Here is a 25,427-nt window from a genome sequence, read left to right on the forward strand (position 1 = left end):
TACCGTGATGACCATGCTGACCGGCCCGCCCGCTGTTCCCGTACCCCCGCCACCGCCGCGCGAGACCGGGCCGTGGCCGGTCGTGGCGGCGGCGGCGACCGGCGTCTGGGCGGTGCTCGTCACCGTGCCCGGCCAGGTCACCGGCTGGCTTGTCGACCAGGTGCTGCTGGCGCTCGGGATGGACCGGGCGGTGGCGACCTGGCCGGTGGTGGCCGTGGTCACCATGCTGCTCGTCGGCGGGCCCGCGCTGGCGCTGGCGCTGGCCCCCCGCTCCCCGGCGGTGCGGGCGGCCGGGCGGGCGTGGACCGGCGGCGCGGTCGCGCTCGGCGCGGCGACGCTGCTGCGGACGCTGCCGCCGGTGCACCACGAGGCGTACCTGGCCGCGCTGGCGGTCACCGCCGTGCTGCTCGCGCTCGCCGTCGACCGGCTCGCCCGCCGCCGGCCGGTCCCGCCGGACGCGCCGCCCGGCGTACCCCCGGGTTCGGATGCGGAGGGTGAGACCCGCGGCGGCCGGCGGCCCGGCGCGGTGGCGCTGCTGGCGATCGCCGCCGGGCTGGCCGCGCTGCTGCCCTGGACCTGGGTGGGCGCGCTGGGTGGGGCGTTGGAGACGCTGCTCGCCGCGCTGGCCGCCGCCGCGCTCGGCGTGCTGGCGGGGGTGCTGCTCGGCCCCCGGTTCTGGGCCGGGCTCGCCGGTGGGACCACGGTCCGGCCGGCCCGGCTGGTGCTCGTCGGCGGCCTGGTCGCCGGGGTCACGCTGGCGCTGCTGGCGGCCGGCGCCGGGCAGTCCGGCGCCCAGTTGCCGGGCCTGGTCCTGCTGCCGCCGCTCGGCTTCGTGCTCGGCGCGCTGGAGGCCGCGGCCCGGCACGCCGGCCGGTCGGCCGGGCCGGCCCCGGTGCGCTGGCTGGTCGGCCTGGCGTTGGCCGGTCCGCTGGCGTTCACCGACCCGGAGGAGATCAGCCTGCTGTTGGCCACCGGCCGCGACGTGCCGTTCTGGGTCGCGGTCGGCACCGGCGCCGCGTTCGCCGTCGCGGTCCTGCTCGCCGTCGGGTACGGCGTGCTGCTCGCCCGCCCCCACGCCCGCGCTCCCCGGCGGGGCGTGGCCGGGCTGGCCGCCGGGGCCCTGCTGGCCGCCGTGGCGGTGGTGTACGTGGTGCCCGGCCAGCCGGGGCTGTACGGCGAACGGCTGTTCGTGGTGCTGCGCGAGCAGGCCGACCTGAGCGGCCTCCCGGCCGGCGGGCCCGGTCGGGCCGGTCGGGACGCCCGGGCCGCCGAGGTCTACCGGCGGTTGGTGGCGACCGCCGAGCGCACCCAGGGCGACCTGCGCCGCACGCTTACCCGGTTGCGTCTCGACCCGACGCCCTACTACCTGGTCAACGCGATCGAGACGGACGGCGGCCCGGCGGTGCGGGCCTGGCTCTCCGGCCGCCCCGAGGTGGCCCGGGTCCTCGTGGACCAGCGTCCGCGCCCGCTGCCCGCGGCGGCGCCGCCGGCCCGCGGCGACACTCCGGCGCCGACCGGCCCGACCTGGAACGTGTCGCTGATCGGCGCGGACCGGGTCTGGTCGGAGCTGGGCGTCACCGGCGCCGGCGTGGTGGTGGGCAGCTCGGACTCCGGCGTGGACGGGGGGCACCCGGCGCTTGCCGCCGGTTTCCGGGGCGGCGACGACTCCTGGTACGACCCGTGGGAGCACCGCCGCGCGCCGGCCGACCGGGGCGGCCACGGCACCCACACGCTCGGCAGCGCGGTGGGGCGCGGCGGGATCGGGGTGGCCCCGGGAGCGAGCTGGGTCGGCTGCGTCAACCTGGACCGCAACCTCGGTAACCCGGCCCGCTATCTCGACTGCCTCCAGTTCATGCTGGCCCCGTTCCCGCCCGGCGGTGACCCGTTCACCGACGGTCGGCCGCAACGCGCGCCGGACGTGCTCACCAACTCGTGGGGCTGCCCGCCGCTGGAGGGGTGCGACGCGGGTGCGCTGCGTCCGGCGACCGCCGCGCTCGCCGCCGCCGGCATCCTGGTGGTGGCCGCCGCCGGCAACGAGGGCCCGTCCTGCGGTTCGCTCAACGACCCGCCGGCGCCGTACCCGGACGTGCTCACGGTCGGCGCGGTCGACCGTTCCCGCCGGCTCACCGAGTTCTCCAGCCGGGGCCCGACCGGGGGCGTCGCGAAACCCGACCTGGTGGCGCCCGGCGCGGCCGTGCCGTCGGCGTTCCCCGGCGGTGGGTACGCCACCCTCGACGGCACCTCGATGGCGACGCCGCAGGTGGCGGGTGTGGTGGCGCTGATGTGGTCGGCGAACCCGGCGCTGATCGGGGACCTGGACCGGACCCGGCGGATCCTCACCGAGACCGCCACCCCGGCCACGGTGCCGGCCGGCGGGACGTGCGGCGGCACCCGGGACACGGTCGGCGCGGGCCTGGTCGATGCGTACGCGGCGGTGCAGGCAGCCCGAAATGGGGCATAACGCCGTTCGGCCGCCCTGGTGACCGATCGGCCCTACCGTCGAGGAGCAGAGGAGGCGGCGCATGACCACGGATGACGAACGGACCGACGACTTCGCACCGACCGGGGAGCGGATCGCCGATCGACTCGACCTCGGCGACGCCGAGCAGGCCGCCGCCGACCAGCCGGCCGAGGAGGAGTCACGGCAGCCGGTGGACGAGCCCAGGCGGCTGCTGCCGCCCTACGACCGGGCGCACAAGCGACGCAACCAACGCCCGCTGCCCACCTGAGCGCGTACGCGGAAGGGGCGGACCGCTGACGCGGCCCGCCCCTTCTCGGCGTACTGGTGAAGCTGGACTCAGAAGTCCATCTCCCCGCCACCCGGGCCGGCCGGGGCGGCCGGGGTCTTCTCCGGCTTGTCCGCCACGACGGCCTCGGTGGTGAGGAACAGCGCGGCGATCGAGGCGGCGTTCTGCAGTGCGGAACGGGTCACCTTGGCCGGGTCGATGATGCCCGCGGCCAGCAGGTCCACGTACTCGCCGGACGCGGCGTTGAGGCCGTGACCCGGGTCGAGGTTGCGCACCCGCTCGACGACGACGCCACCCTCGAGGCCGGCGTTGACGGCGATCTGCCGCAGCGGGGCGTCCAGCGCGATCTTGACGATCTGCGCGCCGGTCGCCTCGTCGCCGGCCAGGTCCAGCTTGTCGAAGGCGGTCTTGCCGGCCTGCACCAGCGCGACGCCACCACCCGGGACGATGCCCTCCTCGACGGCGGCCTTCGCGTTGCGGACGGCGTCCTCGATGCGGTGCTTGCGCTCCTTCAGCTCGACCTCGGTGGCCGCGCCGACCTTGATCACCGCAACACCGCCGGCCAGCTTGGCCAGACGCTCCTGCAGCTTCTCCCGGTCGTAGTCGGAGTCGCTCTTGTCGATCTCGGCCCGGATCTGGTTGACCCGACCCTGGATCTGGTCGGCGTCACCGGCGCCGTCGACGATGGTGGTCTCGTCCTTGGTCACCACGACCTTACGGGCGTGGCCCAGCATGTCGAGGTTGACGGCGTCCAGCTTGAGGCCGACCTCCTCGCTGATGACCTGGCCACCGGTGAGGATGGCGATGTCGGTCAGCATGGCCTTGCGGCGGTCACCGAAGCCCGGCGCCTTGACGGCGACCGACTTGAAGGTGCCCCGGACCTTGTTGACCACCAGGGTGGCCAGGGCCTCGCCCTCCAGGTCCTCGGCGATGATCAGCAGCGGCTTGCCCGACTGCATGACCTTCTCCAGGATCGGGAGCAGGTCCTTCACCGACGAGATCTTGCTGTTGACGATCAGGATGTAGGGGTCGTCGAAGACGGCCTCCATACGCTCCGGGTCGGTCATGAAGTAGGCGGAGATGTAGCCCTTGTCGAAGCGCATGCCCTCGGTGAGCTCAAGCTCCAGGCCGAAGGTGTTGCTCTCCTCGACGGTGATGACGCCTTCCTTGCCCACCTTGTCCATCGCCTCGGCGATGATCTCACCGACGCTGGGGTCAGCGGCGGAGATGGAGGCGGTGGAGGCGATCTGCTCCTTGGTCTCCACGTCCTTGGCGAGCTTGAGCAGCTCCTCCGAGACGCTGGAGACGGCGGCCTCGATGCCCCGCTTCAGGGCCATCGGGTTGGCGCCGGCGGCCACGTTGCGCAGGCCCTCACGGACGAGAGCCTGGGCCAGGACGGTCGCCGTCGTCGTGCCGTCACCGGCAACGTCGTCGGTCTTCTTCGCGACCTCCTTGACCAGCTCGGCGCCGATCTTCTCGTACGGGTCCTCGAGCTCGATCTCCTTGGCGATGCTCACACCATCGTTGGTGATGGTGGGGGCACCCCACTTCTTCTCGAGCACGACGTTGCGGCCCCTCGGGCCGAGCGTCACCTTCACGGCGTCGGCGAGCTGGTTCATGCCCCGCTCGAGGCCGCGGCGCGCCTCTTCGTCGAACGCGATCATCTTGGCCATACGGCGTTGTCCTCCTGGACACTCACGGGCCACCCGGATGCCCGGGTGGGCCGTCTGGTGTACGCACCTTGGGGACGTCGCCACCTGGCGACGACGACGTCCTCCTCGGTCGGGCCGGACAGCCCGCGACGACCGGCCCCGTGCCACTCCGGCGCCCCTTCGGACACCGGTGCGGCCGTGGCCCTACCGCCCCGACCATTGGCACTCACCGTACGCGAGTGCCAATGACTTGTTTAGCACTCTCCCTAGCCGAGTGCAAGCACGACAGCGCCGGTCAGCCGAGTTCCGCCGCCAGCCGGGCCGCGTTCACCGGGCCTTCCTGCGCCCGCTGCTCGGCGTACGCGACGACCAGCCCGACGAGCTGCGCCAGGTAGGCCGGCGCGGCGAGCGCGGCACCCACCACGGCCAGCGCCACCGCCCCGACCGTGGTGCCCGGCGCGGTCGTCGGATCGGCACCGAACACCGCGCCGCTCACCGCGCCCACCACGACGTCCAGCACCGCCGCCGCGAGCAGCGCGCACGCCACGAGCGCCACCCGGCCCAGCACCATGCCGAAGCTCCGATGGAACAACCGCCACGACCGGCCGATCGGATCCTGCCGCTCGAACAGGTGGACCGGCCCGAACAACGCGACCGCGAACCCGGCGTACACGCCCGGCAGCAGACAGAAGCAGGCGCCGAACGTGATCAGCAGCGAGGCGACGATCGTCCAGCCCCAGAGACCGAGCGCGCGGCGCGCCCCGTACCGGAACGCGCCGCCCAGACCCACCGGCGCACCGGCCGCCTGCCGCGCGACCACCCAGGTTCCGGCGGCCCAGCCGACAGCCTGGAGCGGGCCGAAGACCAGGGTGGCCAGCAGCACCACGCCGTAGAACGCGAGCGTCTGCTCCAGGTAACCGTCCGGCAGCACCGGCGCGCCGTCCGGACCGGCCGCCATCTGATCGGTGGGGACGAGGAACAGCGAGACGACGGAGATCACCGCAGCCGGTACGGCCTGGGTGAGCAGCATGATCGGCACCAGGTGCCGCCAGCCCCGCCGGACCGCGCCGGCACACCGCGCGAACCAACCCCCCACGCCCGCGTGCGGCGGGGTGACAAGCGGGTCCTGCGGGTCGAGACCGGGATACCAGCCGGGATGACCGCCGGGCATCGGCCACGCGGGGTACGCCGCCCCGGGCATCGGGTGACCGGGGTACGCCGAACCGGGCATCGGGTGACCGGGGTACGCCGAACCGGGCGCCCCGGCCGCCGGCCAGTGCCAGCCGTCCGGCGCGGACCAGCCGGACGGAGCGCCCTGCGGCGCGGACCAGCCAGACGGAGCGCCCTGCGGCGCGGACCACCCGGGCGGAGCGCCCTGCGGCGCGGACCACCCGGGCGGAGCGCCCTGCGGCGCGGACCAGCCAGACGGAGCGCCGTCCGGCGCGAAGCCCGAGGGCGCGGTGCCCTGCGGTGCAGGCCAGCCCGGCGGGGTGCCCTGCGGCCCGGAGCCCGAGGGCAGGCCGTACCCGGGCTGGTGTGGCACGGCCGGGTACGAGCCGGGCTGGTCGGCGGCGACCGGGCCGGGCTGGTCGGCGGCCGGGCCGGACCACGGGTCGGCGGGGGCCCATGGGTCGGCGGGCGGCGACGGGGGCCGGGTCGGGTCGACCGGGGGCACCGGTTCGGCACCCGACGGGGGCAGCTCGGACATGGGCCCTCCTCAGCGGCGACGGCTGGAACGGCTCATGATCTTCCACGGTGCGGAGCCGCACCGCAGCCCCGGTCGGGGGGTGGTTCGGCCGCGCGAGGGCGACCGCCGATGATCAGATGACGTGAACGCGCTCGGCCTGCGGACCCTTCTGCCCCTGGGCGATCTCGAACTCGACCCGCTGGCCGTCCTCAAGCGCCTTGTAGCCGTCCATCTCGATCGCGGAGAAGTGGACGAAGACATCCTGCCCGCCGTCGACGGCGATGAAGCCGTAGCCCTTTTCGGCGTTGAACCACTTCACGGTGCCCTGTGCCACGGTGCACTTCCTCACTCTGCGCGGCGTCCCAAGACCCGGAGACCGGCGGACCGGCACCGGCGGCGCACCGTTTCGGCGATCGGCGACGGCCGCTGAATCGGTGACCGAAATCGCACGCTACACGAGGAGTGACGACCGCGCACGACCACAAATCGGGCGCATTCCGGACCGCGCCGGGCACCCGGCGGCGCCATCACCGGACCGGTCCGGTATGTATGCGGCATGACCAGCGCGCCCGCCCCGACCACGGTCCGCCGGATCCGCCCGGAGGACGCCGCCCGGATGCGGGCGCTCCGGCTGGAGATGCTTGCCGACGCCCCGCTGGCCTTCCTGGAGACCGTCGCCGAGGCCGCCGCCCGGCCGCACGCGGACTTCGCGGCCCGGGTCGCGGCGGTCTCCCGGGGCGATCACACCGCCCAGTTCGTCGCCGACCCGGGCGGTCGCCTCGTCGGCCACGCCGGCGGCACGGCCGCGCCGGACGAGCCGGGCCTGACGCTCGTCTACGCGGTCTACGTGACCCCGGCCCGGCGGGGCACCGGGCTGCTCGCCGCGCTCGTGGACGAGGTGGCGGCCTGGTCCCGGGCGTGCGGGCGGCCCGAGCTGATGATGGAGGTGGTGGTCGGCAACGACCGTGCCTGCCGGGCCTACCAGAAGCTGGGCTTCACCGACACCGGGGTACGCGTCCCGCACCCGCGCATCCCCACCCTGCGCGAACTCCAGATGCGTCGCCCGGCCTGACCCCGGTGGAGTGTTAAAAGGGGGCCCCTCCTCTACCGAATGCGTTAAGCAGGGGCCCCGCCTTTCACGCGTGGCGGCGTGACTGCACGACGCGGAAGCGGTTTGCCACGTATGCGCCGTCGGTCAGGGCGGAGTTCGCCGCGGGGTTCGCGCCCGAGCCGTGGAAGTCGGAGAACGCCGCCGACTGGTTGACGAAGACGCCGCCGGTCAGGTTGCAGGACAGGTGCACCCCGGCGTCGACCGCCGCCGCCTCGGCCGCGTCCAGCACCGCCTCGTCGGTGGAGTAGACGGCCGCGGTCAACGCGCCCTTCTCCCCCACCGTCTCGCGCAGGATGCGCAGGCTGTGCTCGGTCGAGTCGGTCGCGATGGCGAACGAGATCGGCCCGAACCACTCCCGCCCGTAGGTCGCGGTGTCGCCGGCGTCCAGCTTGACCACGGTCGGCGTACGCACCACGGCGCCCGGGAAGGACGGGTGCTCGACGGTGCGGGACTCCAGCACCGGCTCACCGACCTTGGCGATCTCGTCGAGGCGCTCCAGCACCCCGTCGTTGACGATCGCGCCGGTCAGCTCGACACCGCGGGCCGGGTCGGCGGTCAGCTTGCCGACCGCGCCGGCGATGCCGGCGGCCACCTCGTCGAAACTCTTGTGCCCCTGGTCGGTGTCGATGCCGTCGCGCGGGATCAGCAGGTTCTGCGAGGTGGTGCACATCTGACCGCTGTAGAGCGTCAGCGTGAAGCCGAGGTTGCGGCAGAGCCCGGCGAAGTCGTCGGTGGAGTCGATCACCACCGTGTTCAGGCCGGCCTTCTCGGTGTAGACGGCGGCCTGCCGGGCGTTCGCCTCCAGCCAGTCGCCGTACTCGGTGGAGCCGGTGAAGTCGACGATCTTGACGGCCGGGTGCAGGGCCAGCGTCGAGGCGAGCTTCTCGCCTGCGGCCTCGGGGGCGAGCTGCACCAGGTTCGGGTCGAAGCCGGCCTCGGCGAGCACCTGGCGGGCGTACCGCACGGTGATCGCCAGTGGCAGCACGGCCCGCGGGTGCGGCTTCACCAGCACCGGGTTGCCGGTGACGAGCGAGGCGAACAACCCGGGGTACGAGTTCCAGGTCGGGAACGTGTTGCAGCCGATGACGAGCGCCACCCCGCGCGGCACCACGTGGAACGTCTTGGTCATCCGCAGCGGGTCGCCCTTGCCGGCGGCCTTCTCCCAGCCGGCCGTCCCCGGGTGGCGGGTCATCTCGGCGTACGCGTAGGCGACCGCCTCCAGGGCGCGGTCCAGCGCGTGCGCGCCGCCGGCCTGGAACGCCATCACGAACGCCTGGCCGCTCGTGAACTGCACGGCGTTGGCCAGCTCGAAGATGTTCCGGTGGAGGCGGTCGAGGATCTCCAGGCAGACCCCGGCCCGGGCCTTCGGGCCGGCGTCGCGCCAGGCCGGGAGCGCGGCGGTGGCGGCGGCCACCAGTTCGTCGGCGCCGGCGTGCGGGTAGCGCACGTCCAGCGACACCCCGAACGGGCTGGCCTCGGTGGCGACGGTGGTGCCGTCAGCGGCCTGGTCGAGCGGGAAGTCGCCACCCAGGTACGCCTCGAAGGCGGCCTTGCCGTCGGCGGCTGCGGTCTCGCCGTACACCCGGGGGCTGGGCGACTCGGGATAGGCGGACCAGTACCCGCGCTCCGTGATCGCGGTCAGCGCCCGGTCGAGGGTTTCGGCGTGCCTGTCGTACAGGGGGTGCGGGGTCTCCGTCATGCCCGCCATCATGCAACAGAAAGGCACCAGATCAGTAGGGGCGTGTCACAACTCAGATGGTCAACTGCCAGTCGACGGAGCCGGCCGCCGGGCGGAAACCGAGCTGTTCGTTGATCGCGATCATGTGGGCGTTGGCGGCGGCGTTCCAGGTGTCGACGTTTCGCAGCGCCGGTTCGTGGCCCAGCGCGTACGCCAGGTTGGTGGTCTTGCAGAGCAGGCCGAGCCGGTGGCCGCGGTGGCCGGAGTCGACGATGGTGATCTGCTGCCAGGCGTGCTCGGTGCTGCTGGCGTCGAGGCTGAGCTGGCTCCAGCCGACGAGCCGGCCGGACGCCTCGTGCACCGCGCCGGTGTTGTAGCGGCGCACGCCCCGGGCGTCGAGCGCCCGCTCCACGCCCCGCTTCCGCTGCGCGTCCATCTTCTGCTGTTCCCATGCCAGCTCCCCCATGGGCGCGTCGAGCAGCAGCCGGCCCTCCAGGTGGGCGACGTCCGAGGCGTACTCCTCGGGCACATGGTCGCGCCAGTGCACCGTCCGGTAGCCGGTGGCCGCCGCGCGGGCCTCGGCCGACAGCGTGGCCAGCCGGGACCGGTCGAGCGCGGTCACGTCGAGCCGGCGGCGGACGTCGGCGTTCGCCGCCTTCGCGCCCATGGCGGCGGCGAACGCCGCGCCCGGGAATTCCCGCTCTTCCTGGCCGGGCAGCGCGGCGGCGGTGGAGCCGACAAGCCGCTTGCCGCCGTGCTCCCGCAGCAGGCGCATGCCGTGTTCGTGCAGCACCCGCCCGATCCCGCGACGGCGGTGGGCCGGGTCGACCACCAGCTCGACGCTGGCGTTCTCGGTGTTCTCCAGCGTGTGCAGGTGCAGCCGGAGCCAGCCGAGGGGCACCCCGTCGAGGCGGGCGACGGCCCAGCGCCCGTCGATGCCGGGCATCGGGTGCCGCAGCAGTGCCTCGAACCGCCGCCGGCAGGTCGGCGGCAGGTCCGGTTCGTCGACGGCGCGGGCCGCCTCCGCGATCCGGTACGCCGCGTCGAGCGTGGGTCGGTCGGCGGGATCGAGCGGGGTGACGGTCAGGCCCATGGCGGCGATCCTGGCCCGGGAACGGCGACAGGGCCAGCGGATTTCCGCTGGCCCTGTCCGAGGTTGGTCGGGAGGGACGTCCGCACAACGCCTCCGGCGTTGGGTCGCAAAACTTCGAAAAGTCTCCGGCGGATGCCCTCCCGCACCGAGCATCTTGCGCCGTCCGGTTCCTGCCGTCAAGTCCTCGGGGGTGGTTTTCTGCCACTCCCCGCACATCCCCCGTCACCCGCTGCGGCAAGTTGACCAAGGAGTTCGCGTCCGGATCGGCCACTGCCGCTGACGCCTACTCCTTGATCAACGCCTTGTCGGACGGGTCAGGAGGTCAGGAGAGGAGGCCGGCGTCGCGGGCGGCGCGGAGGCTGGGCTTGATGCGGTGCGTGGGGCCGGCGGCGGCAGCCACGGCGTCGAGGGTCTTCAAGCCCTCGCCGGTGTTGAAGACCACCGTCTCGGCGGTCGGGTCGAGCTTGCCGGACTCCACCAGCTTGCGCAGCACCGCCACCGTCACGCCGCCCGCGGTCTCGGCGAACACGCCAGTGGTCCGGGCCAGCAGTCGGATGCCGGCGCGGATCTCGTCGTCGTCGGCGTACTCCATCCAGCCGCCGGTGCGGCGGACCGCCTCCAGCGCGTACACCCCGGCGGCCGGGTCGCCGATGTTCAGCGACTTGGCGATGCCTGTGGGCTTGACCGGGACGATGGTGTCGCGGTCGTCGTGCAGCGCGGTGGCGATCGGGTTGCAGCCGGCGGACTGGGCGCCGAACACCGTCCAGCCACCGGCCGGCGCCTCCACCAGGCCGATCTCCACCAGCTCGGTGAACGCCTTGTCGATCTTGGTGAGCAGCTCGCCGCTGGCCATCGGGATGACCACCTGCGCCGGGATGCGCCAGCCGAGCTGCTCGGCCACCTCGTACCCGAGCGTCTTGGAGCCCTCCGCGTAGAACGGCCGGACGTTCACGTTGACGAACGCGGTGTCCTCGAACTCGTCGGTCTCCACCAGCTCGCCGCAGAGCCGGTTCACGTCGTCGTACGAGCCGTCGATCGCGACCAGGTCACCGCCGTAGACCGCGGTGGTGACGACCTTGCCCTGCTCCAGGTCACTGGGGATGAAGACCACCGACGGCACGCCGGCCCGGGCCGCGTGCGCGGCGACCGAGTTGGCCAGGTTGCCGGTGGACGCGCAGGCGTAGCGGGTGAAGCCGAGCGCGCGGGCGGCGGTGAGCGCCACCGACACGACACGGTCCTTGAACGAGTGGGTGGGGTTGGCGCTGTCGTCCTTGACCCAGAGCGGGCCGGTGAGCCCCAGCTCGGCGGCGAGGTTGCCGGCGGCCACGAGCGGGGTCAGACCCGGGTCGAGGGTGACCCGGGTGGCCGGGTCCTGGCCGGCCGGCAGCAGGGCGGCGTAGCGCCAGATGCTGTTCGGGCCGGATTCGATCTGCGCCCGGGTGACGGTGGCCAGGGCGGCGGTGTCGTAGTCGACCTCAAGCGGGCCGAAACACTCGTAGCAGGCGTGCTGCGCGGCCAGCGGGTAGCGCGCGGAACAGGCGCGACAGACCAGGGCGCGGGCCGGGCTGCGGGTGGTGTCGATGCCGGAGACGGCGGGAAGGGTCGACGTCATGCCGAGAGGTTCCTCTCATCTTTCCCCGCATCGCCGGGTGCGGCGGGGACGGAATTGGCACCTGCCCGCGGTCGCTCGTCGTCGAGCGTGGCGGGTGGTTGCCGGGGCGTCGTCGGGCCGTATCCCTCAGCCCCTCTGGATGAGGTATGCAGTTGTGCCGCCGAGTCTATGCGCTGCTCACGGAGCTGCCACCCGGGGGTCCCACGCAGTGGGCCACACGGGTGGCATGATCACCGGATGCGGAACGCGGCAGCCGGCACCGGTCTTCTCGCGGCGCTGACGCTAGTGGCGGCCTGCACCCGGGCACCGGCGCCGATCGACCCGCTGCCCCCGCAGCCGACCGCCCCCACCGCCTCGCCCACCCCGTCGTGCACCCCGGAGGGCATCCGGATCACCGAAACCGGGGTGAGCGCCGCGATGGGGCTGCGGGCCATGGGCCTGGACCTGGTCAACTGCGGAGATCAGCCGTACGAGTTGCGCGGCTATCCGGCGGTCCGCCTCCGGGACGCCGACGGGGACCGGATCACGGTCCGGATCGTCCCCGGCGCCACCGGGATCACCTCCGGCTTCGACGCCCCACCCACCCGGGTCGTGCTGCGCCCCGGCGAGCGGGCCGGCGCGGCGTTGCTCTGGCGCAACACCGTCACCGACGCGACAGTGGTGGCGACCGAGGGCAGGCAGCTCGACGTCGCCCCGGTCAGCGGCCGGCCGGCGTACCCGGTCGCGCTGGACGGTCCGATCGACCTGGGCAACACCGGCCGGCTGGGGGTCAGCGCCTGGAAGCGCCGCGACCCCGAGGTGACCACGGAACCGGCCGAGCCGAGCGGCCCGCCGTCCACCGCCGACGCCCCGATCAACCCGCTCTGACAGCGAGTTGACCTTGACGGCGGCCCGCCGCCCTGCCCCCACATGGCGGGCGCGCAGTCTCGCACTCCGGGATCCAAGCGATCTGACCGGTAAACAGACTCAGCTTGCACCCGTTTGGCCGTCTTGATGCCCGCGGTGCTCGGGAGACGTCGGTAGGCCGGACGCCAGTTCGGTGATGTGGCGGTATCCGACCACCGGCGATGCCCCCACTTCACCGAACTGGTGTTGATCATGGCCAAACGATCACCGCCCACGCTTCCTCGCACGAGACCCGGCCGGAGAGTAGGCCACCGTGCGGCCGGTTGCCCGTTTTCACGCCTGCGCGGCGTCCCGACGAGACCAGGTGACTTGGAAGGAAAGGGCCCCTGGAGGGGCACTTCGCTTCCAAAGATCTCTATCGGTGGCACCGATCATGGACTTGTGGCACCAAGGCTCGCGGATTATGCGCCTTTTGTGGGGTGCCACAACTCCTAGATCGACGATGCGCAGCTATCCGCCCACCTCACGGACGAAGACGCCCCGACCGGGAGCAACGACGAAGGCGGCCGGGCTACTTGTTGGCGTCCGGAACGAACACGCCGAGACCTTGGTGGCCGTACAACTCGCCGGTCTCGATCAGGATCGTGATGGACTGCCGGACGGTCGACTGGCTGCCCACCTCGTACAGATCCGCCAACTCCTTGGTGGACGGCAGCTTGTGACCGGGCGGCCACTCGCCTTCGGCGATGCGCCTCCTGATGTCGGCGATGATCCTGCGGTAGTGCGGCTCGAATCTGCGCGGTGTGGACATGCGAGTGCTCCCAGCTAGGCATGCCCATCTGATCACGAAGCCGGGAGACACTTCAAGCGCATCGTTGACTTTACCAGTATTATCGGTAAAGCTTCCCGAAGGAACGCCCAGCTAGGCACTGGTCGATCCCCCCAGCCGGGGCAGCGCACGTCTTCGACGGCACCAGTGCGCCGCCCCGGCACCTCACTAGCGAAGGAGACCCGATGTGACGGAGGCGGAGACGAATCCGGAGGTGACCGCCGCCAGCGCGATCTGGGCTGTCGAGCAGGTGGCCGGCGAACTGCGGGAGACGTACCTCGCGGTGGCCGCCGCCACCGTGCTGCTGGAACGCGTCGGAGCGGGGTGCGCGCATCCCGCGATCAAGCTGGCCCGGCGCAGCGGCGAGGACGCCCTGGACCTGGCCGGGGACGCGGAGTCCCAGATCAGCGACGGGGTACGCCGGCTCCGTGTGGCCGCCGACCACCGGGAGACCGTCACCGTCGGCGGGTTGGTCGAGGCGCTGGACGGCGTGCGGAGCCGGCTGGGCGCGACCGCCGACCGGATCGGCCGGCTCCCCGATCGGGTCACCGTCGCCGGGCGCCAACTCCTCGACGCCGCCCCGGATGACCACCCGGCCGCCGCTGACGCCGTCCGGCAGTGGCGGCGCGCCGCCGAACAACTCGCCCTGATGGCGGAGAGCCTGACGGCGGCCGTTGACGCGCTGTCGACGTACACCTGTGGATTGTCCGGCATGGGTGGGCCGCGATGACCGATCCGCACTGGATCATCCACCTGCCCACCACGCTGACCAGCATCGACGAGGCCGCCGCCCTGGCCATGGCGCTGCGTCGCTCACTCGGTCACGTGCTCGCCGTCGACTTCGGCGAGACGACGCTGTCCGAGGAGGACCGACAGTCTGCGCGTACCCCGGTCTGGTGCGACGCCCGCCTCCCCGGCCCACTCCCCCGCCGCTGCCAGCTCCCCGCGTCCCACCCCGGCGGGTGCCGGGCTGAATCTTGGTACGGGACCGTCCCCTGAGGGGCAGCCTCGTACCAAGATCGCGAATGCGCGGGGTTCAGGCGGGGACGGAGGCGCGGGAGGGCGAAGGAGCCTCCGACGTTGCCGCGCGGCGGCGGGCCAGCAGGGCGTCGAGCGCCCAGGTGCCCGGGCCGAGCACCGCGACCAGCAGGAACGACCAGCAGAACATCGCGGCCGCCTCCCCGCCGTTGCGGATGGGCAGCAGGCCGTGCGGCTGGTGCACCACGAAGTACGCGTACGCCATCGAGCCGGAGGCGAGGAGCGCGGCCGGGCGGGTGCCCAGGCCGACGAGCACCAGCGCGCCGCAGACCAACTGGATCAGCGCTGCCCACCAGCCGGGCCAGGTGCCGACCGGGATCGCCTCGCCGGTGACCGGGTTGCCGCCGAGTATGCCGAAGATCGACGCCGCGCCGTGGAGCATGAAGAGCAGGCCGACGACGATGCGGAACAGGGAGAGCACGGGGCCCTTCAAGTGCGTGGGAACCATGGGATACCTCCTGGGCGATATGTGGCGACGTCCAGGATGGCGGGCTCAGGAATAGAAGTTAATCAATTCCTTGCTGGCGGGACAATCTCATGGGAACGCTCCCATGATATGGGCTTGAGACGTTAAGCGGGGCCCCTTCCTCTACCGGAAGCGTTAAGAGGGGCCCCCGCCTTGCACTTCAGCTGGTGATGTCCTTGCGGGTGAACCGCCAGAAGGCGAGCCCCCAGAACAACGTCGCGTAGACGATCGCCGAGATCGCGCCCCGCACCACGTCGTCGGTCTGCGTCGGCGTAGACAACAACCCCAGCCAGGCGCTGCTGTAGTGGGTCGGCAGCAGGTCGCGCAGCCCGCCCAGCGCGGTGATCTGGTCGAGGATGCTGGACAGGATCCAGAGCAGCACCGCACCGCCGACCGCGCCGAGCGCGGCATCGGTGGTCACCGACAGCAGGAACGCCAGCCCGGCCACCACGAGCAGCACCACCGCCAGATAACCGAGCACCCCGAGCAACCGGAGCAACCCGTCGGCCGGGGCCAGCTCGGCGGAGACCTGACTGCTCAGCGGCTCCCAGCCGTACCGCAGCGTGCCGGCGAGCAGCGCGGTGCCCGCGAGCAGCAGCAACGCCAACCCGGAGTACGCGAGCGCGACCACCAGCTTCACCGCGAGCAGCCGCGCCCGGGGCACCGGCACGGCCAGCAGGTAGCGCAGGCTGCCCCAGCTCGCCTCGCTGGCCACCGTGTCACCGAAGAACAGCGCCACCACCACGACCAACAGGAACGACGCCGACACCAGGATCGAGAACAGGGTGAAGTTGAGCCCGCCCGCGGTGGCCAGGTCGGCCAGGCTGGCGAACTCGCCCCGCCCGCCGCCGTCGTCGTTCCCGGAGTCGAACTGGAACGCGATCAGGATGATCAGCGGCAGCAGCACCATGAACCCCAGCGCCAACTGGGTACGCCGACGCGACGCCTGCCGCCGGAACTCCGCCCCGAACGGCAGCGTGGCCGACGGCCGGTAACCGACCGCCGCCCCACCACTGCCCTTCGACGCCACCTGAGAACCCGCCATCACCGGTCACCGCTTCCCCGAGAGTTCTCGCCGACCAGGGCGAGGAACGCGTCCTCCAGGCGACGCCGGGGCACCACCCGGTCCACCCCGATGCCGGCCCGGACCAGCTCGGCCACCACCTCGCTGCGTGCGGTGCCGTTCGTGTCGACCACCAGCCCACCGTCGTCGTCGGGCAGCACCCGCACACCGTCGAGCCGGTCGAGCACGGTACGCGCGGCATCCGGGTCGCTCACCTCGAACAGCACGCTCGGCGACTCACCGACGATCTCCCCGACCGGGCCGGACGCCACGATCCGCCCCTTGTTCACCACCACCGCGTGGGTGCAGGTCTGCTCCACCTCGGCCAGCAGGTGGCTGGAGACCAGCACCGCCCGGCCGTCCGTGGCGTAGCGCTGGAGCACCCGGCGCATCTCGGCGATCTGCGGCGGGTCGAGCCCGTCCGTCGGCTCGTCGAGCACCAGCAGCTCGGGCAGGCCGAGCATGGCCTGGGCGATGGCGAGCCGCTGCCGCATGCCGTGGCTGTACTTCTTCGTCCGCCGGTGCACCGAGTCACCCAGGCCGGCGATCTCCAGCGCCTCGTCGAAGTGCGCGTCCGCCCACGGCCGGCCGGTCGCCCGCCAGTACGCCTTCAGGTTGTCCAGCCCGGACAGGTGCGGCAGGAAACCCGGCCCCTCGACGAGCGCGCCGATCCGGGAGAGCACCGGCGAACCGGGCACCAGCCGGTGCCCGAACACGTAGATCTCCCCGGCGGTGGGCTGGGTCAGCCCCATCAGCACCCGCAGCGTGGTGGTCTTGCCGGCGCCGTTCGGCCCGAGCAGGCCGACCACCTGGCCGGGGTGCACCTCGAAGTCCACCTCGGAAACGGCGACGAAGCCGTCCGCGTACTCCTTGCGCAGGTTGCGCACGGCGAGCGGCACGCCCGCGTACTCCGGGTGCACGGAGCGGTCCTGGCGGCGTTGCCGGCGGCGGGCGAGCAGGACGACCACGACGAGCCCGACCGCGATCGCGGCGAGCAGGCCGACAAGCACCCAGCGCCAGATCGCGGCCGAGGTGGGGATCGGCGCGGCGTCCACGGTGGGCAGCACCAGCGGGCCGTCGCCGAGCGCCACGGTGTGCACGGCCGGTTCGGCAGGCGTGGCGTACGCCTGGTCCGACGTCGCCACCACGAGCCGCAGCCGGTGCCCGGCCTCGACCCGGCGGACGATCGCCGGCAGCGTGACCGTCACCGGCGTCGCGGCGTCGAGGCTGGCCGGCAGGCCGGTCAGCCGGACCGGCGCGACCAGGCCGTCGGGGAGCGTGGCCGCGCCCTGCGGGTCGACGTCGTAGAGCTTGACGAAGAGCACCGCCTCGCCGGTCGCCGAGGCGGCCCGGATCCGTACGGTCGGTGCGCCCACCACGTCGACCGGGTCGTCGAGCGGCGCCGACTCGAAGCGCGCGTGCTGGCCGGGGATGTCGCCGGCCACGCCGTCCAGCAGCGAGCCGAGCGCGCCGGCGAACGGGATCGTGGAGATGGCCGCCGGGTTGCCGTTCGGCGGTACGGCGACCGGCTGGGCCGGGCCGGTGAGCGCCACGTCGCGACGCTCCTGCCCGGTCACGCCCGGGTAGTCGTCGGTGCGGTAGCCGGTGGCCACCAGACCCCGGTCGAGCGCGTCGAACCCGGCGATCCGGGAGAACGTGAAGGAGTCGCCCGGTGCCGCCCCCTCGCCCTTGACGTAGTGGTCGAGCCACTGCGCGGTCAGGAACTTCACCCGGTCGGAGTCGGAGGTCGGCCCGGCGCCGCCGTCGTGGCCGCCGGTGAACCAGGCGACCCGGACCGGGGTGCCGGCCGCGGCGATGCCGCGCGCGTTGGCGTCCGCCTCGGTGAGCGGGAAGAGCGTGTCCGCCTCGCCCTGCACCAGCAGGGTGGGGGCCTTGATCCGGTTCAGCGCCGGGGCCGGCGACGAGCGGCGCAGCAGCTCGACCGCGGCGGCGTCGGCCCGGCCGGTGGTGGCGATGCGCAGGTACGCGGCGCAGACGTCGGCGGCGAACCGGCCGCAGGACGGGTCGGCGGCGCCACCAGGCGCCCGGCCGGAGCCACTGCCCGGTCCGGCGCCCGGCTGCGGGCTCGCCGGCCCGGCCGAGGCGGGCGCGCCCTCCGGCGCGGCGGCGGTGGCGCCGGACAGCCCGGCCGGGCCCGAGCCGGCGTTGCCGCCGCCGCCGAAGAAGATGCCGGCCCAGCCCTTCTTGAACACGCCCTCGGTGGGCGGTTTGCCGGTGTTCTCCGGCAGGAACGCCCGGGACAGGTCGTTCCAGGTGATCATCGGGACGATCGCGTCGACCCGGCGGTCCTGCGCGGCCAGCAGCAGGGCCAAACCGCCGCCGTACGAGCCGCCGACCACGCCGACCCGCGGGTCGCCGGCCGCGTCGAGGCGGATCTCCGGACGGGCGGCGAGCCGGTCCAGCAGCCGCTGCGCGTCCCGCACCTCGTAGTCGGGACTGTCCAGGTGGATCTGGCCGCCGCTGCGACCGAAGCCGCGGGCGGTCCAGGTGAGCACGGCGTAGCCGCGGGCGACCAGGTCCTCCGCGTCCGAGCGGACCGACTCCTTGGTGCCGCCGAAGCCGTGCGCCAGCAGCACCGCCGGCACCCGGTTGTCGCCGGAGGCGTCGTCGGGCAGGTAGAGCGTGGTGTCCAGGTCGACCGGCTCGTCCCCGTCCGGTCCCGAGCGGACGGTCACCAGGGCCGGCTCGGTCCGGAAGTCCGGGCCCTGCGGCCGGGCCACCCAGACCAGGGCGGCGGCGACGAGGACTACCACCACCACGGCGGCGACGAGCCGGCGCGGGTGGCCGGACAGGGCACGCCGGACCCGTGCGACGGGCAGCGGTGATCTCATGTGGCACACGGTACGGGCCGTCCGCTGAGCGTTCCCTGAGATCCGCCGTACGTCCATTCGACTGCGCCGTTCGGTGCGTACCGGCCGTCGTCCGCAGCAGGTCCAGAGCATCCCAGCGGGATGTATTCGCATCCCGTGAAATCACATCTACGGTTGCAAACCGTCGTCGATGCCACGTCTCGGCGGCCTGATCCGACGCTGCGTGTGGCCACAACTTACTATCGGTCACCCGAGGACGAACTGACGTGAAGCCGACTCCGTGACCACGGTTCCAGCCACGCCCGGTTCGACTAATTTTCCGGTCCGGTGCACGGGACTGCTCACGGCGACCTCCCGCGGCACCGATCGCCCCGCCGTCGCCGTCGCCGGAGGAGAGACACCATGACCGTCCCCGCGCCGCGGGTCCGTCGGCGGCCCTCCGTGCCGGGCCGCGTCCTGCCCCTGCTGCTGGCGCTGGTGCTGGTCGCCCCGCTCGGCCTGCTCTTCGCGCTCGCCGAGGGGAACACCGCGGACGACCACGACCTGGCCGCCCGGGAACGACTCGGCGTCCGCTACCTGCGCGCCCTCGGGCCGCTCACCGACTCGCTGGTGGAGGTCCAGTCCACGGCCGTCGCCCAGGCGCCGGCCTCCCGCGCCGCGCTCAGCGCCGCCATCGAAGAGGTGGCGAGCGTGGACGACGCCGTCGGCGACGAGCTGCGCAGCCACGACCGCTGGGCCGGGCTGCGGGCGAAGCTGGACGGGATGCCGGAGCGCGAACTCACCGATCCGGAGGCGGCCTACCAGGCGTACGGCGAGGCCGCCGACCTGCTGCTCGCCCTCTACCGGAAGGTTCGGGAAAGCTCCGGCCTGATCCGCGACCCGCAGTCGGACACGTTCTTCCTCCAGGACGGCATCGGCGGGGCCCTGCCCACCGCGACGGTGCTCGCCGGCCGGCTCGCCGACCTGGTCCGGCTGGCCGCCACCCGACCCGCAGCCGAGCGGACGAAGACCGGCATCGAGCTGGCCGAACTCCGGGTGGCCGCGTTCGGCCCGGCCAACGACCTGGTCGCCGACCTCCGCGCGGCGGTGGACAGCACGGAGAGCGCCGACCTGGGTGCCAACGTGCTCACCCCGTTGGACACCTATCAGCGGTCCCTCGAAGCGTTCACCGCGGCGGGCGGCGGGCAGGCCGCGCCGAATCCCCAGCAGCTCACCGCCGCCGGGATCAGCGCCCAGGCCGCCGCCAAGCAGCTCCGCACCGTCATCCTCGACCAGCTCGACGCGCTGCTGACGAAGCGGCTGGACGCACTCGACCGGGACCGGTTGCTGGCCCGGGTCGCGGCCGGGGTGGCGACCGCGCTGCTGGTGGGGCTGGCCGTGACGCTGTTCCGGCGCCGCCCCGCCGACAAGCGCCCGACGCATGCCGAGGCCGCGCGGCCCCCGGCGGTCCGCCCGGACCCACCGTCCCCCGCCCGGGACGCCGACCGCCTACCTGTCCGGGACGCCGACCGCCTGCCCGTCCGGGCCGGTACGGCTCCCGAGGCCGAGCGGTGGAGGCCCTTCGATGCTGCTCACTAGGCTGCGGATCCGGGGCAAGCTCGCCCTGCTGGTGATCATTCCGCTGCTGAGCATGGTCGGGCTGGCCGTGCCGGTGGTGGTCGATCGGGTGGCCGCCGCGCAGCGGGCCGCAGACACCGCCGAGACCGTACGCGTCGCCAGCCGGATCGGCAGCCTGGTCCAGGACCTCCAGCAGGAACGACTGCTCTCGATCGGGCTGCTGCTCGGTCGGGTCAGCCGCACCGAGCTGCTCCAGAAGTCCGCCACCGTCGACGACCGGGTCGCCGACCTGCGCGCCGAACCGCTGCCGACGCCGGTCAGCGAGGCGATCGAGGGGGTACGCGAGCTCGCCGACGTCCGTGCCGCAACGCTCGACGGACGGGCCATCCCGGCACAGATCTTGAACACGTTCTCCCGGGTCGACCTGGCGCTGATCGAGTCGCTTCGGCTGCCGTTCCGGGTGGACACCGACTCGTCGGCCGGGCGGCAGGTGCTCGCACTGGACGCGCTGCTGCACACCGACGAGGCGCTGAGCTCGTGCGCCACCCAGATCGTCCTGGTCCGCGCGAACGGTGACCCGACGATTTCCGCCTCCTACATCGCCTGCGTCGCGACGCTCAACGTGGACAACGAGCGGTTCCGCAAACTGATCACGCCGGAGCAGTTGCAGCTGGCGCTGCTCGACGACGCGGCGGTGGCCGCCCGGACCAACCAGACCTTCCTGCAGGACAGCGCGCAGGATCCGGTCCTTTCGATCGCACGGGTGCCGCTGGACACGCTCTTCCCCTCGGTCCGCTCGATGATCACACTGGGCCAGTTCGTGGAGAAGAAGATCGTCGCGGACGTGATCGCGGAGACCCGCACCGAGGAGCGGGAGGCGCTGACCGCGGCCTGGCTGGTCGCCGTGGCGGCGGCCGTGATCCTTCTCCTGGTGGTGCTGCTGAGCATGACCGTCGCCCGGACCGTGTCCCGGCCGCTGAGCCGGCTCACCAAGTCCGCCGAGCGCGTCGCCCGGGTCGCCGAGGCGGAGCTGACCCGGGTCGCCGACGACGAGACCGAGTCGGTGCCGCCGGTGCGCCTCGACCCGGTGGACGTCGACGCCCGGGACGAGATCGGCGACCTGGCCCGCGCGTTCGACCGGGTGCAGCACACCGCCGCCCGGCTGGTCGAGCGGCAGGTTGCCGGCCGGCGCAACGTGGCGCAGATGTTCGGCCACGTCGGCCGGCGTACGCAGAACCTGGTCGGCCGCCAGATCGCGCTCATCGACCGGCTGGAACGGCAGGAGGCCGACCCGGGCCGGCTGGAGCACCTCTACCGGCTGGACCACATCTCCAGCCGGCTGCGCCGCAACGCGGGCAGCCTGGTGGTGCTCTCCGGCGCCACCGGCTCGGACGATCACGTGGCGCCGGTTCCGCTGGCCGACGTGGTCCGGCTCGCGCTCGGCGAGATCGAGGACTACACCCGGGTCGACGTGCAGGTGCCGCCCGGTGTCTCCGCGGCGCCCGCGATCGCCGGCGACCTGGTGCTGGCGCTGGCCGAGCTGATGGAGAACGCGACCGCCTTCTCACCCCCGCACACCCGCGTCGTGGTCTCCGGCGAGCTGACCGGTGTAGGCGCCCGGCTGCTCGTGGTGGACCACGGCATCGGCCTCACCGAGGAACGGCTCGTCGAGGAGAACGCCCGGCTCACCCGGCGGGAACGGCTCGACCTCGCGCCGACCGAGGTGTTGGGGCTCTTCGTGGTGGGCCGGTTGGCCCGCCGGCACGGCTGGAACGTACGGCTGACGGCGACGCTCGGCGGCGGCGTCACGGCCGGCGTGGAGATCCCGGCCGCCTCGCTCGTGGTCCGCCGGCCGGAGCCGGCCGACGCGGCCGTGGCCCGGGCCGTCGTGCCGGCCGGCGAGCGGCGTCCGCAACCCGCTCGCTCGGGTCGCGCGGCCGGCGTCCCGCCGGCGTCCGCCGACCTGGTCGGCTTCGACGCGGAGCTGCTGAGCCGGGCCACCCGCAGCATCACCAGCGGCGACTCGTGGAACGCCTTCGGCGAGCCCGCCGACGATCCGGAAACGACCGGCCCGCTCGGCACCGCGGCGACCGCGCCACCCACCACGCTGCCCGCCGGCCCGGCCGCGCTCCCCGCGGGCACCACTCCGCCGACACCGGTCGTCGGCCCGACCCCGGCCGCTCCCCCGGCCGCCGGGCCGACGACCGGCCCCGCCTTCGCGCCGCCGCCCGCCGGTCCCGCCTTCGCGCCCCCGCCCGCCGGCCCCGCCTTCGCGCCCCCGCCCGCCGGCCCCGCTTTCACGACGCCGTCCGCCGGCCCGGCCCGCCCGACGGCACCCGCCGGCCCGGCCCGGCCGACGTCGCCGCCGCCCGCCGGATTCCCGCCGGGCGGATCACCGGTCCCGCCGGCCGAACGGCCGTCCGCCGCGCGGCCGTCGAGCGCGGCGGGTCCGGCCGGGCCGCCCGGGACCCGACCGATCCGGAAACGGGTCCCCGGCGCGAACCTGCCGGCCGGCCCGCCGGCCGCACCGGCCGGGCCGGTGATCGGGCCGCTGATCGGCGTCCCGGACGACCCGGCCACGGTCCGCGCCCTGGTGGAGGCGTTCCAGGACGGGGTACGCCGGGCCGAGGACGACATCACGCCGGCCGAAGCGACACCGGAGCGACCCCGGCTCAGCCGGCGGGTACCCGGCGCGAACCTGTCCGTCTCGGCGGTGGCGCCCGCGCCCCCGGCCAGCTCCGACCCCGGCGACCCCGTCGAGGTCCGAAACCTCATCACCGAATTCGAGGCGGGCGTCGCCCGTGCTCTGCGCGAAGTGAGTCCCGACCGACGCTACGAAGAGGATCCATCACGGTGACCAGCCCGTTCCTGCACGACAACGTCGAACAGAGCATCAACGGCGACCTCAGCCCCGAGGCGCGCACCTTCAACTGGTTGCTCGACTCGTTCACCTCCAGCACGGCGGGGGTGATGGAGGCGATCGCGGTCTCCTCGGACGGACTCCTGATGGCCATGTCCGCGATCAAGGACCGGTCCAACGCGGAGCGGCTCGCCGCCGTGGTCTCCGGTATGACCAGCCTCGCCGGCGGCGCCGCCAGCTGGTACGCGCTGGGCGGGCTCAACCGGGTCATCGTCGACATGGCCGAGGGCTACCTGCTGATCAGCGCGATCAGCAGCGGCTCGGTCCTCGGCGTGGTCGCCGACCGGACCGCCAACCTGGGCACCGTGGCGTACGAGATGACGCTCTTCGCCGGCCGTGCCGGCGGTGCGCTGAGCCCCCGCCTGATCGCCGAGCTGAAGAACGCCGTTCAGCAATGATCCCGGGGGCCGCCGACGAGGATCCGGAGCCGGAACACGGCGTCCGGATCCGCCCCTTCCTGCGTGCGTCCACCCGGCCGACGCCGAGCACGGACGCCGACGACGGGGAGCCGTCCGGCCTACGGCCGTTCGTGCTCACCGCCGGCCGGGTGGACGGCGACCCGGCGATCAGCCTGGAGACCCAGGTGACCGCCCGGCCCGGCAGCGTCTCGTGGGCGGTGACCGCCCGACTGGCCCCGGAACTGGCCGCGATCGTCGCGATCTGCGTCGAGCCGGTGTCGGTGGCCGAGATCTCCGCCCGGACCCGGATGCAGTTCGGGGTGACCCGGGTGCTGGTCGGTGACCTACGCGCCGCCGGCCACCTCGACGTGCACGTCGCGGACGGCGACGACGCCCTCGATCCCGACCTCATCCTGCGAGTGATTGATGGACTTCGTGCGATCTCCTGACTGGCGGGCGGCCGCCCAGGGCGGGCCGGCCGCGAACAGCGCCCCCGCCCGCTACGGCAACCCTGCCCCACTGATCGGCCGGGCCACACCGCCCCCACCGGCCGGACCACCACTGCCCTACCGGCCGCCGGGCACGCCCGGGGAACCGGCCCCGATCGTCAGCCGGGTACCCGCGCCCCGCCCGCCGATCCCGGTGAAGATCCTCATCGCGGGCGGCTTCGGGGTCGGCAAGACCACCACGGTCGGCGCGATCTCCGAGATCGCTCCGCTGACCACCGAGGCGGAGATGACCACCGCCGGGATCGGCGTCGACGATCCGGGCGGGGTGGCCGGCAAGACCACCACCACGGTCGCCATGGACTTCGGCTCCGTGACCATCGACCGCAGCCTGAAGCTCTACCTCTTCGGTACGCCAGGTCAGGCCCGGTTCGGTTTCATGTGGGACGACCTGGCCCGGGGCGCGCTCGGCGCGCTTGTGGTGGTGGACAGCGCCCGGCTCGACGACTGCTATCCGGCGATCGACTTCTTCGAACGGGCCGGGCTGCCGTTCGCCGTTGGCGTCAACGCGTTCGACGGGCGGTTGGCCCTGGACCTGCCGTCGATCCGGTGGGCGCTGGCGATCGCCGAGCACGTGCCGCTCGTGCAGTTCGACGCCCGGGACCGGCTCTCCGTACGGGACGCCCTGCTGGTCGTCCTGGATCGGGCGCTTGACCGGGCGACCCGGTCCCGGGAACGCTGAACCATCCGTCGGTTCGGTCCGTGGTCATCGAAGGGGTGGACGCGATGAGAGGTGATCTGGACGAGACACTGGCCCGGCTGGCCCGGCGCGAGGAGGCGCAGCGCCGCCGGGCCCCGCTGCCCGGGGAGCCGGCCGAGGGGGCAAACCGGGGCGTGGCCCTCACCGGGCCGGACCTTGCCGGACCCGACCTCACCGGGCCGGACCTGGTCGGGCCCTACGCCACCGGGCCTGACCTCGCCGAGCCCTACGGCGCCGGGCCCGACCTCGCCGAGCCCTACGCCACCGGGCCGAACATGGTCGAACCGACCGACCCTCGGGCCGGGCACGGCGCGTACCGGCTGCGCGGCGGGGAGACGCCACCGCCGCCCCGGCGGGACCCGGTCGAGGAGGTCGCCGAGGCGCTCCGGCGGGTCGTCGCCGATCACCCGGGGCTCGCCGTGACGGTCCGGGTGGAGCGGGGCAACCAGGCGTACCCGTTACGGGTCTCCTGGGCCGGACCGACGGTCACGGTGGGTCCGGTGCCCGCGCCGAAGCCGCCGCCGGCCTGGCCGATGTCGGTGAAGACGGTGGTCGACCCCGGGCACGACCCGGTCGGTACCGACCCGGCCGCCCGGCTCGCCGAGATGATCCGGCGCGACCCGTCACTGCTGGAGAACCTCGACCCCCACTGACGAGGGCGACGGCGAGCCGGACCGCCCGCCGTCGCCACCC

At 73.6% G+C, this 25,427-nt stretch carries 22 protein-coding genes and 1 riboswitch; of the genes, 12 read left to right on the top strand and 10 right to left on the bottom strand.

The window, feature by feature from the left end:
* Positions 1-7 precede the first annotated feature (7 nt).
* Together O7613_RS22950 and O7613_RS22955 are read left to right on the top strand one after the other, a co-directional pair.
* Positions 8-2,461, top strand: a complete 2,454-nt coding sequence (locus O7613_RS22950; protein WP_282294598.1) for a S8 family serine peptidase — start codon at positions 8-10, stop codon at positions 2,459-2,461.
* A gap of 61 nt (positions 2,462-2,522) precedes the next feature.
* Positions 2,523-2,729, top strand: coding sequence for a hypothetical protein (locus tag O7613_RS22955; protein WP_281586398.1), 207 nt, complete (start codon positions 2,523-2,525; stop codon positions 2,727-2,729).
* 68 nt (positions 2,730-2,797) lie between these two features.
* Here O7613_RS22955 and groL read toward each other — a convergent pair whose 3' ends face one another.
* From groL to O7613_RS22970, 3 genes are all read right to left on the bottom strand, one after another.
* On the bottom strand, positions 2,798-4,420 hold the full coding sequence (gene groL / locus O7613_RS22960) for a chaperonin GroEL (protein WP_281586397.1): 1,623 nt from the start codon (positions 4,418-4,420) through the stop codon (positions 2,798-2,800).
* A 274-nt stretch (positions 4,421-4,694) separates the two neighbouring features.
* On the bottom strand, positions 4,695-6,107 hold the full coding sequence (locus tag O7613_RS22965; protein ID WP_282289924.1) for a hypothetical protein: 1,413 nt from the start codon (positions 6,105-6,107) through the stop codon (positions 4,695-4,697).
* A 112-nt stretch (positions 6,108-6,219) separates the two neighbouring features.
* Positions 6,220-6,420, bottom strand: a complete 201-nt coding sequence (locus O7613_RS22970) for a cold-shock protein (protein ID WP_281586395.1) — start codon at positions 6,418-6,420, stop codon at positions 6,220-6,222.
* A 222-nt stretch (positions 6,421-6,642) separates the two neighbouring features.
* Here O7613_RS22970 and O7613_RS22975 point away from each other — a divergent pair, with 222 nt between their 5' ends.
* Positions 6,643-7,158, top strand: a complete 516-nt coding sequence (locus O7613_RS22975) for a GNAT family N-acetyltransferase (protein WP_281586394.1) — start codon at positions 6,643-6,645, stop codon at positions 7,156-7,158.
* Positions 7,159-7,222: 64 nt separating this feature from the next.
* On the opposite strand, the gene paaN is transcribed toward O7613_RS22975, so the two are convergent.
* The 3 genes from paaN to thrC form a co-directional block, all read right to left on the bottom strand.
* Positions 7,223-8,896, bottom strand: coding sequence for a phenylacetic acid degradation protein PaaN (gene paaN, locus O7613_RS22980; RefSeq protein ID WP_281586393.1), 1,674 nt, complete (start codon positions 8,894-8,896; stop codon positions 7,223-7,225).
* A gap of 52 nt (positions 8,897-8,948) precedes the next feature.
* Positions 8,949-10,184: a GNAT family N-acetyltransferase gene (locus O7613_RS22985; RefSeq protein ID WP_348775384.1), complete on the bottom strand. Its 1,236-nt coding sequence runs from the start codon at positions 10,182-10,184 to the stop codon at positions 8,949-8,951.
* 106 nt (positions 10,185-10,290) lie between these two features.
* Positions 10,291-11,580, bottom strand: coding sequence for a threonine synthase (gene thrC / locus O7613_RS22990; RefSeq protein ID WP_282289927.1), 1,290 nt, complete (start codon positions 11,578-11,580; stop codon positions 10,291-10,293).
* 12 nt (positions 11,581-11,592) lie between these two features.
* Positions 11,593-11,726: riboswitch (SAM riboswitch) on the bottom strand.
* A gap of 91 nt (positions 11,727-11,817) precedes the next feature.
* On the opposite strand from thrC, the gene O7613_RS22995 reads away from it, so the two are divergent.
* The gene (locus tag O7613_RS22995) at positions 11,818-12,447 is read left to right on the top strand and encodes a DUF4232 domain-containing protein (protein WP_282289929.1); all 630 of its coding nucleotides are present in this window, start codon (positions 11,818-11,820) and stop codon (positions 12,445-12,447) included.
* Between the two features lie 550 nt (positions 12,448-12,997).
* Here O7613_RS22995 and O7613_RS23000 read toward each other — a convergent pair.
* Positions 12,998-13,237, bottom strand: a complete 240-nt coding sequence (locus O7613_RS23000; protein ID WP_282289930.1) for a GntR family transcriptional regulator — start codon at positions 13,235-13,237, stop codon at positions 12,998-13,000.
* Between the two features lie 205 nt (positions 13,238-13,442).
* Between O7613_RS23000 and O7613_RS23005 the strand changes: the two genes are divergently transcribed.
* Positions 13,443-13,985 (top strand): hypothetical protein, encoded by a 543-nt coding sequence (locus O7613_RS23005; RefSeq protein ID WP_282289932.1) that lies wholly within the window; start codon positions 13,443-13,445, stop codon positions 13,983-13,985.
* Positions 13,982-14,254: a hypothetical protein gene (locus O7613_RS23010; RefSeq protein ID WP_282289933.1), complete on the top strand. Its 273-nt coding sequence runs from the start codon at positions 13,982-13,984 to the stop codon at positions 14,252-14,254. The genes O7613_RS23005 and O7613_RS23010 overlap by 4 nt, the downstream gene beginning before the upstream one ends.
* Positions 14,255-14,291: 37 nt before the next feature.
* On the opposite strand, the gene O7613_RS23015 is transcribed toward O7613_RS23010, so the two are convergent.
* From O7613_RS23015 to O7613_RS23025, 3 genes are all read right to left on the bottom strand, one after another.
* Positions 14,292-14,741, bottom strand: a complete 450-nt coding sequence (locus O7613_RS23015) for a DoxX family protein (protein ID WP_282289935.1) — start codon at positions 14,739-14,741, stop codon at positions 14,292-14,294.
* A 178-nt stretch (positions 14,742-14,919) separates the two neighbouring features.
* Positions 14,920-15,804 carry an ABC transporter permease subunit gene (locus tag O7613_RS23020; protein WP_282289937.1) on the bottom strand — a complete coding sequence of 295 codons (885 nt, stop codon included), beginning with the start codon at positions 15,802-15,804 and terminating at the stop codon, positions 14,920-14,922.
* On the bottom strand, positions 15,804-18,674 hold the full coding sequence (locus O7613_RS23025; RefSeq protein WP_282289939.1) for an alpha/beta fold hydrolase: 2,871 nt from the start codon (positions 18,672-18,674) through the stop codon (positions 15,804-15,806). The genes O7613_RS23020 and O7613_RS23025 overlap by 1 nt, the downstream gene beginning before the upstream one ends.
* A gap of 381 nt (positions 18,675-19,055) precedes the next feature.
* On the opposite strand from O7613_RS23025, the gene O7613_RS23030 reads away from it, so the two are divergent.
* From O7613_RS23030 to O7613_RS23055, 6 genes are read left to right on the top strand one after another with little or no spacing between them, the layout of a single operon-like run.
* Complete coding sequence (locus tag O7613_RS23030; RefSeq protein ID WP_282289941.1) at positions 19,056-20,231, top strand: hypothetical protein; 1,176 nt, start codon at positions 19,056-19,058, stop codon at positions 20,229-20,231.
* The gene (locus O7613_RS23035) at positions 20,218-23,067 is read left to right on the top strand and encodes a nitrate- and nitrite sensing domain-containing protein (protein ID WP_282289943.1); all 2,850 of its coding nucleotides are present in this window, start codon (positions 20,218-20,220) and stop codon (positions 23,065-23,067) included. The genes O7613_RS23030 and O7613_RS23035 overlap by 14 nt, the downstream gene beginning before the upstream one ends.
* Complete coding sequence (locus O7613_RS23040; RefSeq protein ID WP_281586382.1) at positions 23,064-23,528, top strand: roadblock/LC7 domain-containing protein; 465 nt, start codon at positions 23,064-23,066, stop codon at positions 23,526-23,528. The genes O7613_RS23035 and O7613_RS23040 overlap by 4 nt, the downstream gene beginning before the upstream one ends.
* Entirely contained in the window at positions 23,525-23,977 is a 453-nt protein-coding gene (locus O7613_RS23045) for a DUF742 domain-containing protein (protein ID WP_281586381.1), read from the top strand. Before O7613_RS23040 ends, O7613_RS23045 begins: the two co-directional genes overlap by 4 nt.
* Positions 23,955-24,716, top strand: a complete 762-nt coding sequence (locus O7613_RS23050) for an ATP/GTP-binding protein (RefSeq protein WP_281586380.1) — start codon at positions 23,955-23,957, stop codon at positions 24,714-24,716. Before O7613_RS23045 ends, O7613_RS23050 begins: the two co-directional genes overlap by 23 nt.
* A gap of 44 nt (positions 24,717-24,760) precedes the next feature.
* Positions 24,761-25,387, top strand: coding sequence for a hypothetical protein (locus O7613_RS23055; protein ID WP_282289945.1), 627 nt, complete (start codon positions 24,761-24,763; stop codon positions 25,385-25,387).
* Positions 25,388-25,427: the final 40 nt, after the last annotated feature.

This window comes from Micromonospora sp. WMMD975 (genome assembly GCF_029581215.1).
In the GTDB taxonomy this organism is placed as follows: domain Bacteria; phylum Actinomycetota; class Actinomycetes; order Mycobacteriales; family Micromonosporaceae; genus Micromonospora.

Excerpts from the sequence above, each read along its gene's own strand:
- O7613_RS22950 (WP_282294598.1), top strand. The coding sequence starts at position 8 with ATGACCATGCTGACCGGCCCGCCCGCTGTTCCCGTACCCCCGCCACCG.
- O7613_RS22955 (WP_281586398.1), top strand. The coding sequence starts at position 2,523 with ATGACCACGGATGACGAACGGACCGACGACTTCGCACCGACCGGGGAG.
- groL (WP_281586397.1), bottom strand. The coding sequence starts at position 4,420 with ATGGCCAAGATGATCGCGTTCGACGAAGAGGCGCGCCGCGGCCTCGAG.
- O7613_RS22965 (WP_282289924.1), bottom strand. The coding sequence starts at position 6,107 with ATGTCCGAGCTGCCCCCGTCGGGTGCCGAACCGGTGCCCCCGGTCGAC.
- O7613_RS22975 (WP_281586394.1), top strand. The coding sequence starts at position 6,643 with ATGACCAGCGCGCCCGCCCCGACCACGGTCCGCCGGATCCGCCCGGAG.
- paaN (WP_281586393.1), bottom strand. The coding sequence starts at position 8,896 with ATGACGGAGACCCCGCACCCCCTGTACGACAGGCACGCCGAAACCCTC.
- O7613_RS22985 (WP_348775384.1), bottom strand. The coding sequence starts at position 10,184 with ATGTGCGGGGAGTGGCAGAAAACCACCCCCGAGGACTTGACGGCAGGA.
- thrC (WP_282289927.1), bottom strand. The coding sequence starts at position 11,580 with ATGACGTCGACCCTTCCCGCCGTCTCCGGCATCGACACCACCCGCAGC.
- O7613_RS22995 (WP_282289929.1), top strand. The coding sequence starts at position 11,818 with ATGCGGAACGCGGCAGCCGGCACCGGTCTTCTCGCGGCGCTGACGCTA.
- O7613_RS23000 (WP_282289930.1), bottom strand. The coding sequence starts at position 13,237 with ATGTCCACACCGCGCAGATTCGAGCCGCACTACCGCAGGATCATCGCC.
- O7613_RS23010 (WP_282289933.1), top strand. The coding sequence starts at position 13,982 with ATGACCGATCCGCACTGGATCATCCACCTGCCCACCACGCTGACCAGC.
- O7613_RS23015 (WP_282289935.1), bottom strand. The coding sequence starts at position 14,741 with ATGGTTCCCACGCACTTGAAGGGCCCCGTGCTCTCCCTGTTCCGCATC.
- O7613_RS23020 (WP_282289937.1), bottom strand. The coding sequence starts at position 15,804 with ATGGCGGGTTCTCAGGTGGCGTCGAAGGGCAGTGGTGGGGCGGCGGTC.
- O7613_RS23025 (WP_282289939.1), bottom strand. The coding sequence starts at position 18,674 with ATGAGATCACCGCTGCCCGTCGCACGGGTCCGGCGTGCCCTGTCCGGC.
- O7613_RS23030 (WP_282289941.1), top strand. The coding sequence starts at position 19,056 with ATGACCGTCCCCGCGCCGCGGGTCCGTCGGCGGCCCTCCGTGCCGGGC.
- O7613_RS23035 (WP_282289943.1), top strand. The coding sequence starts at position 20,218 with ATGCTGCTCACTAGGCTGCGGATCCGGGGCAAGCTCGCCCTGCTGGTG.
- O7613_RS23045 (WP_281586381.1), top strand. The coding sequence starts at position 23,525 with ATGATCCCGGGGGCCGCCGACGAGGATCCGGAGCCGGAACACGGCGTC.
- O7613_RS23050 (WP_281586380.1), top strand. The coding sequence starts at position 23,955 with ATGGACTTCGTGCGATCTCCTGACTGGCGGGCGGCCGCCCAGGGCGGG.
- O7613_RS23055 (WP_282289945.1), top strand. The coding sequence starts at position 24,761 with ATGAGAGGTGATCTGGACGAGACACTGGCCCGGCTGGCCCGGCGCGAG.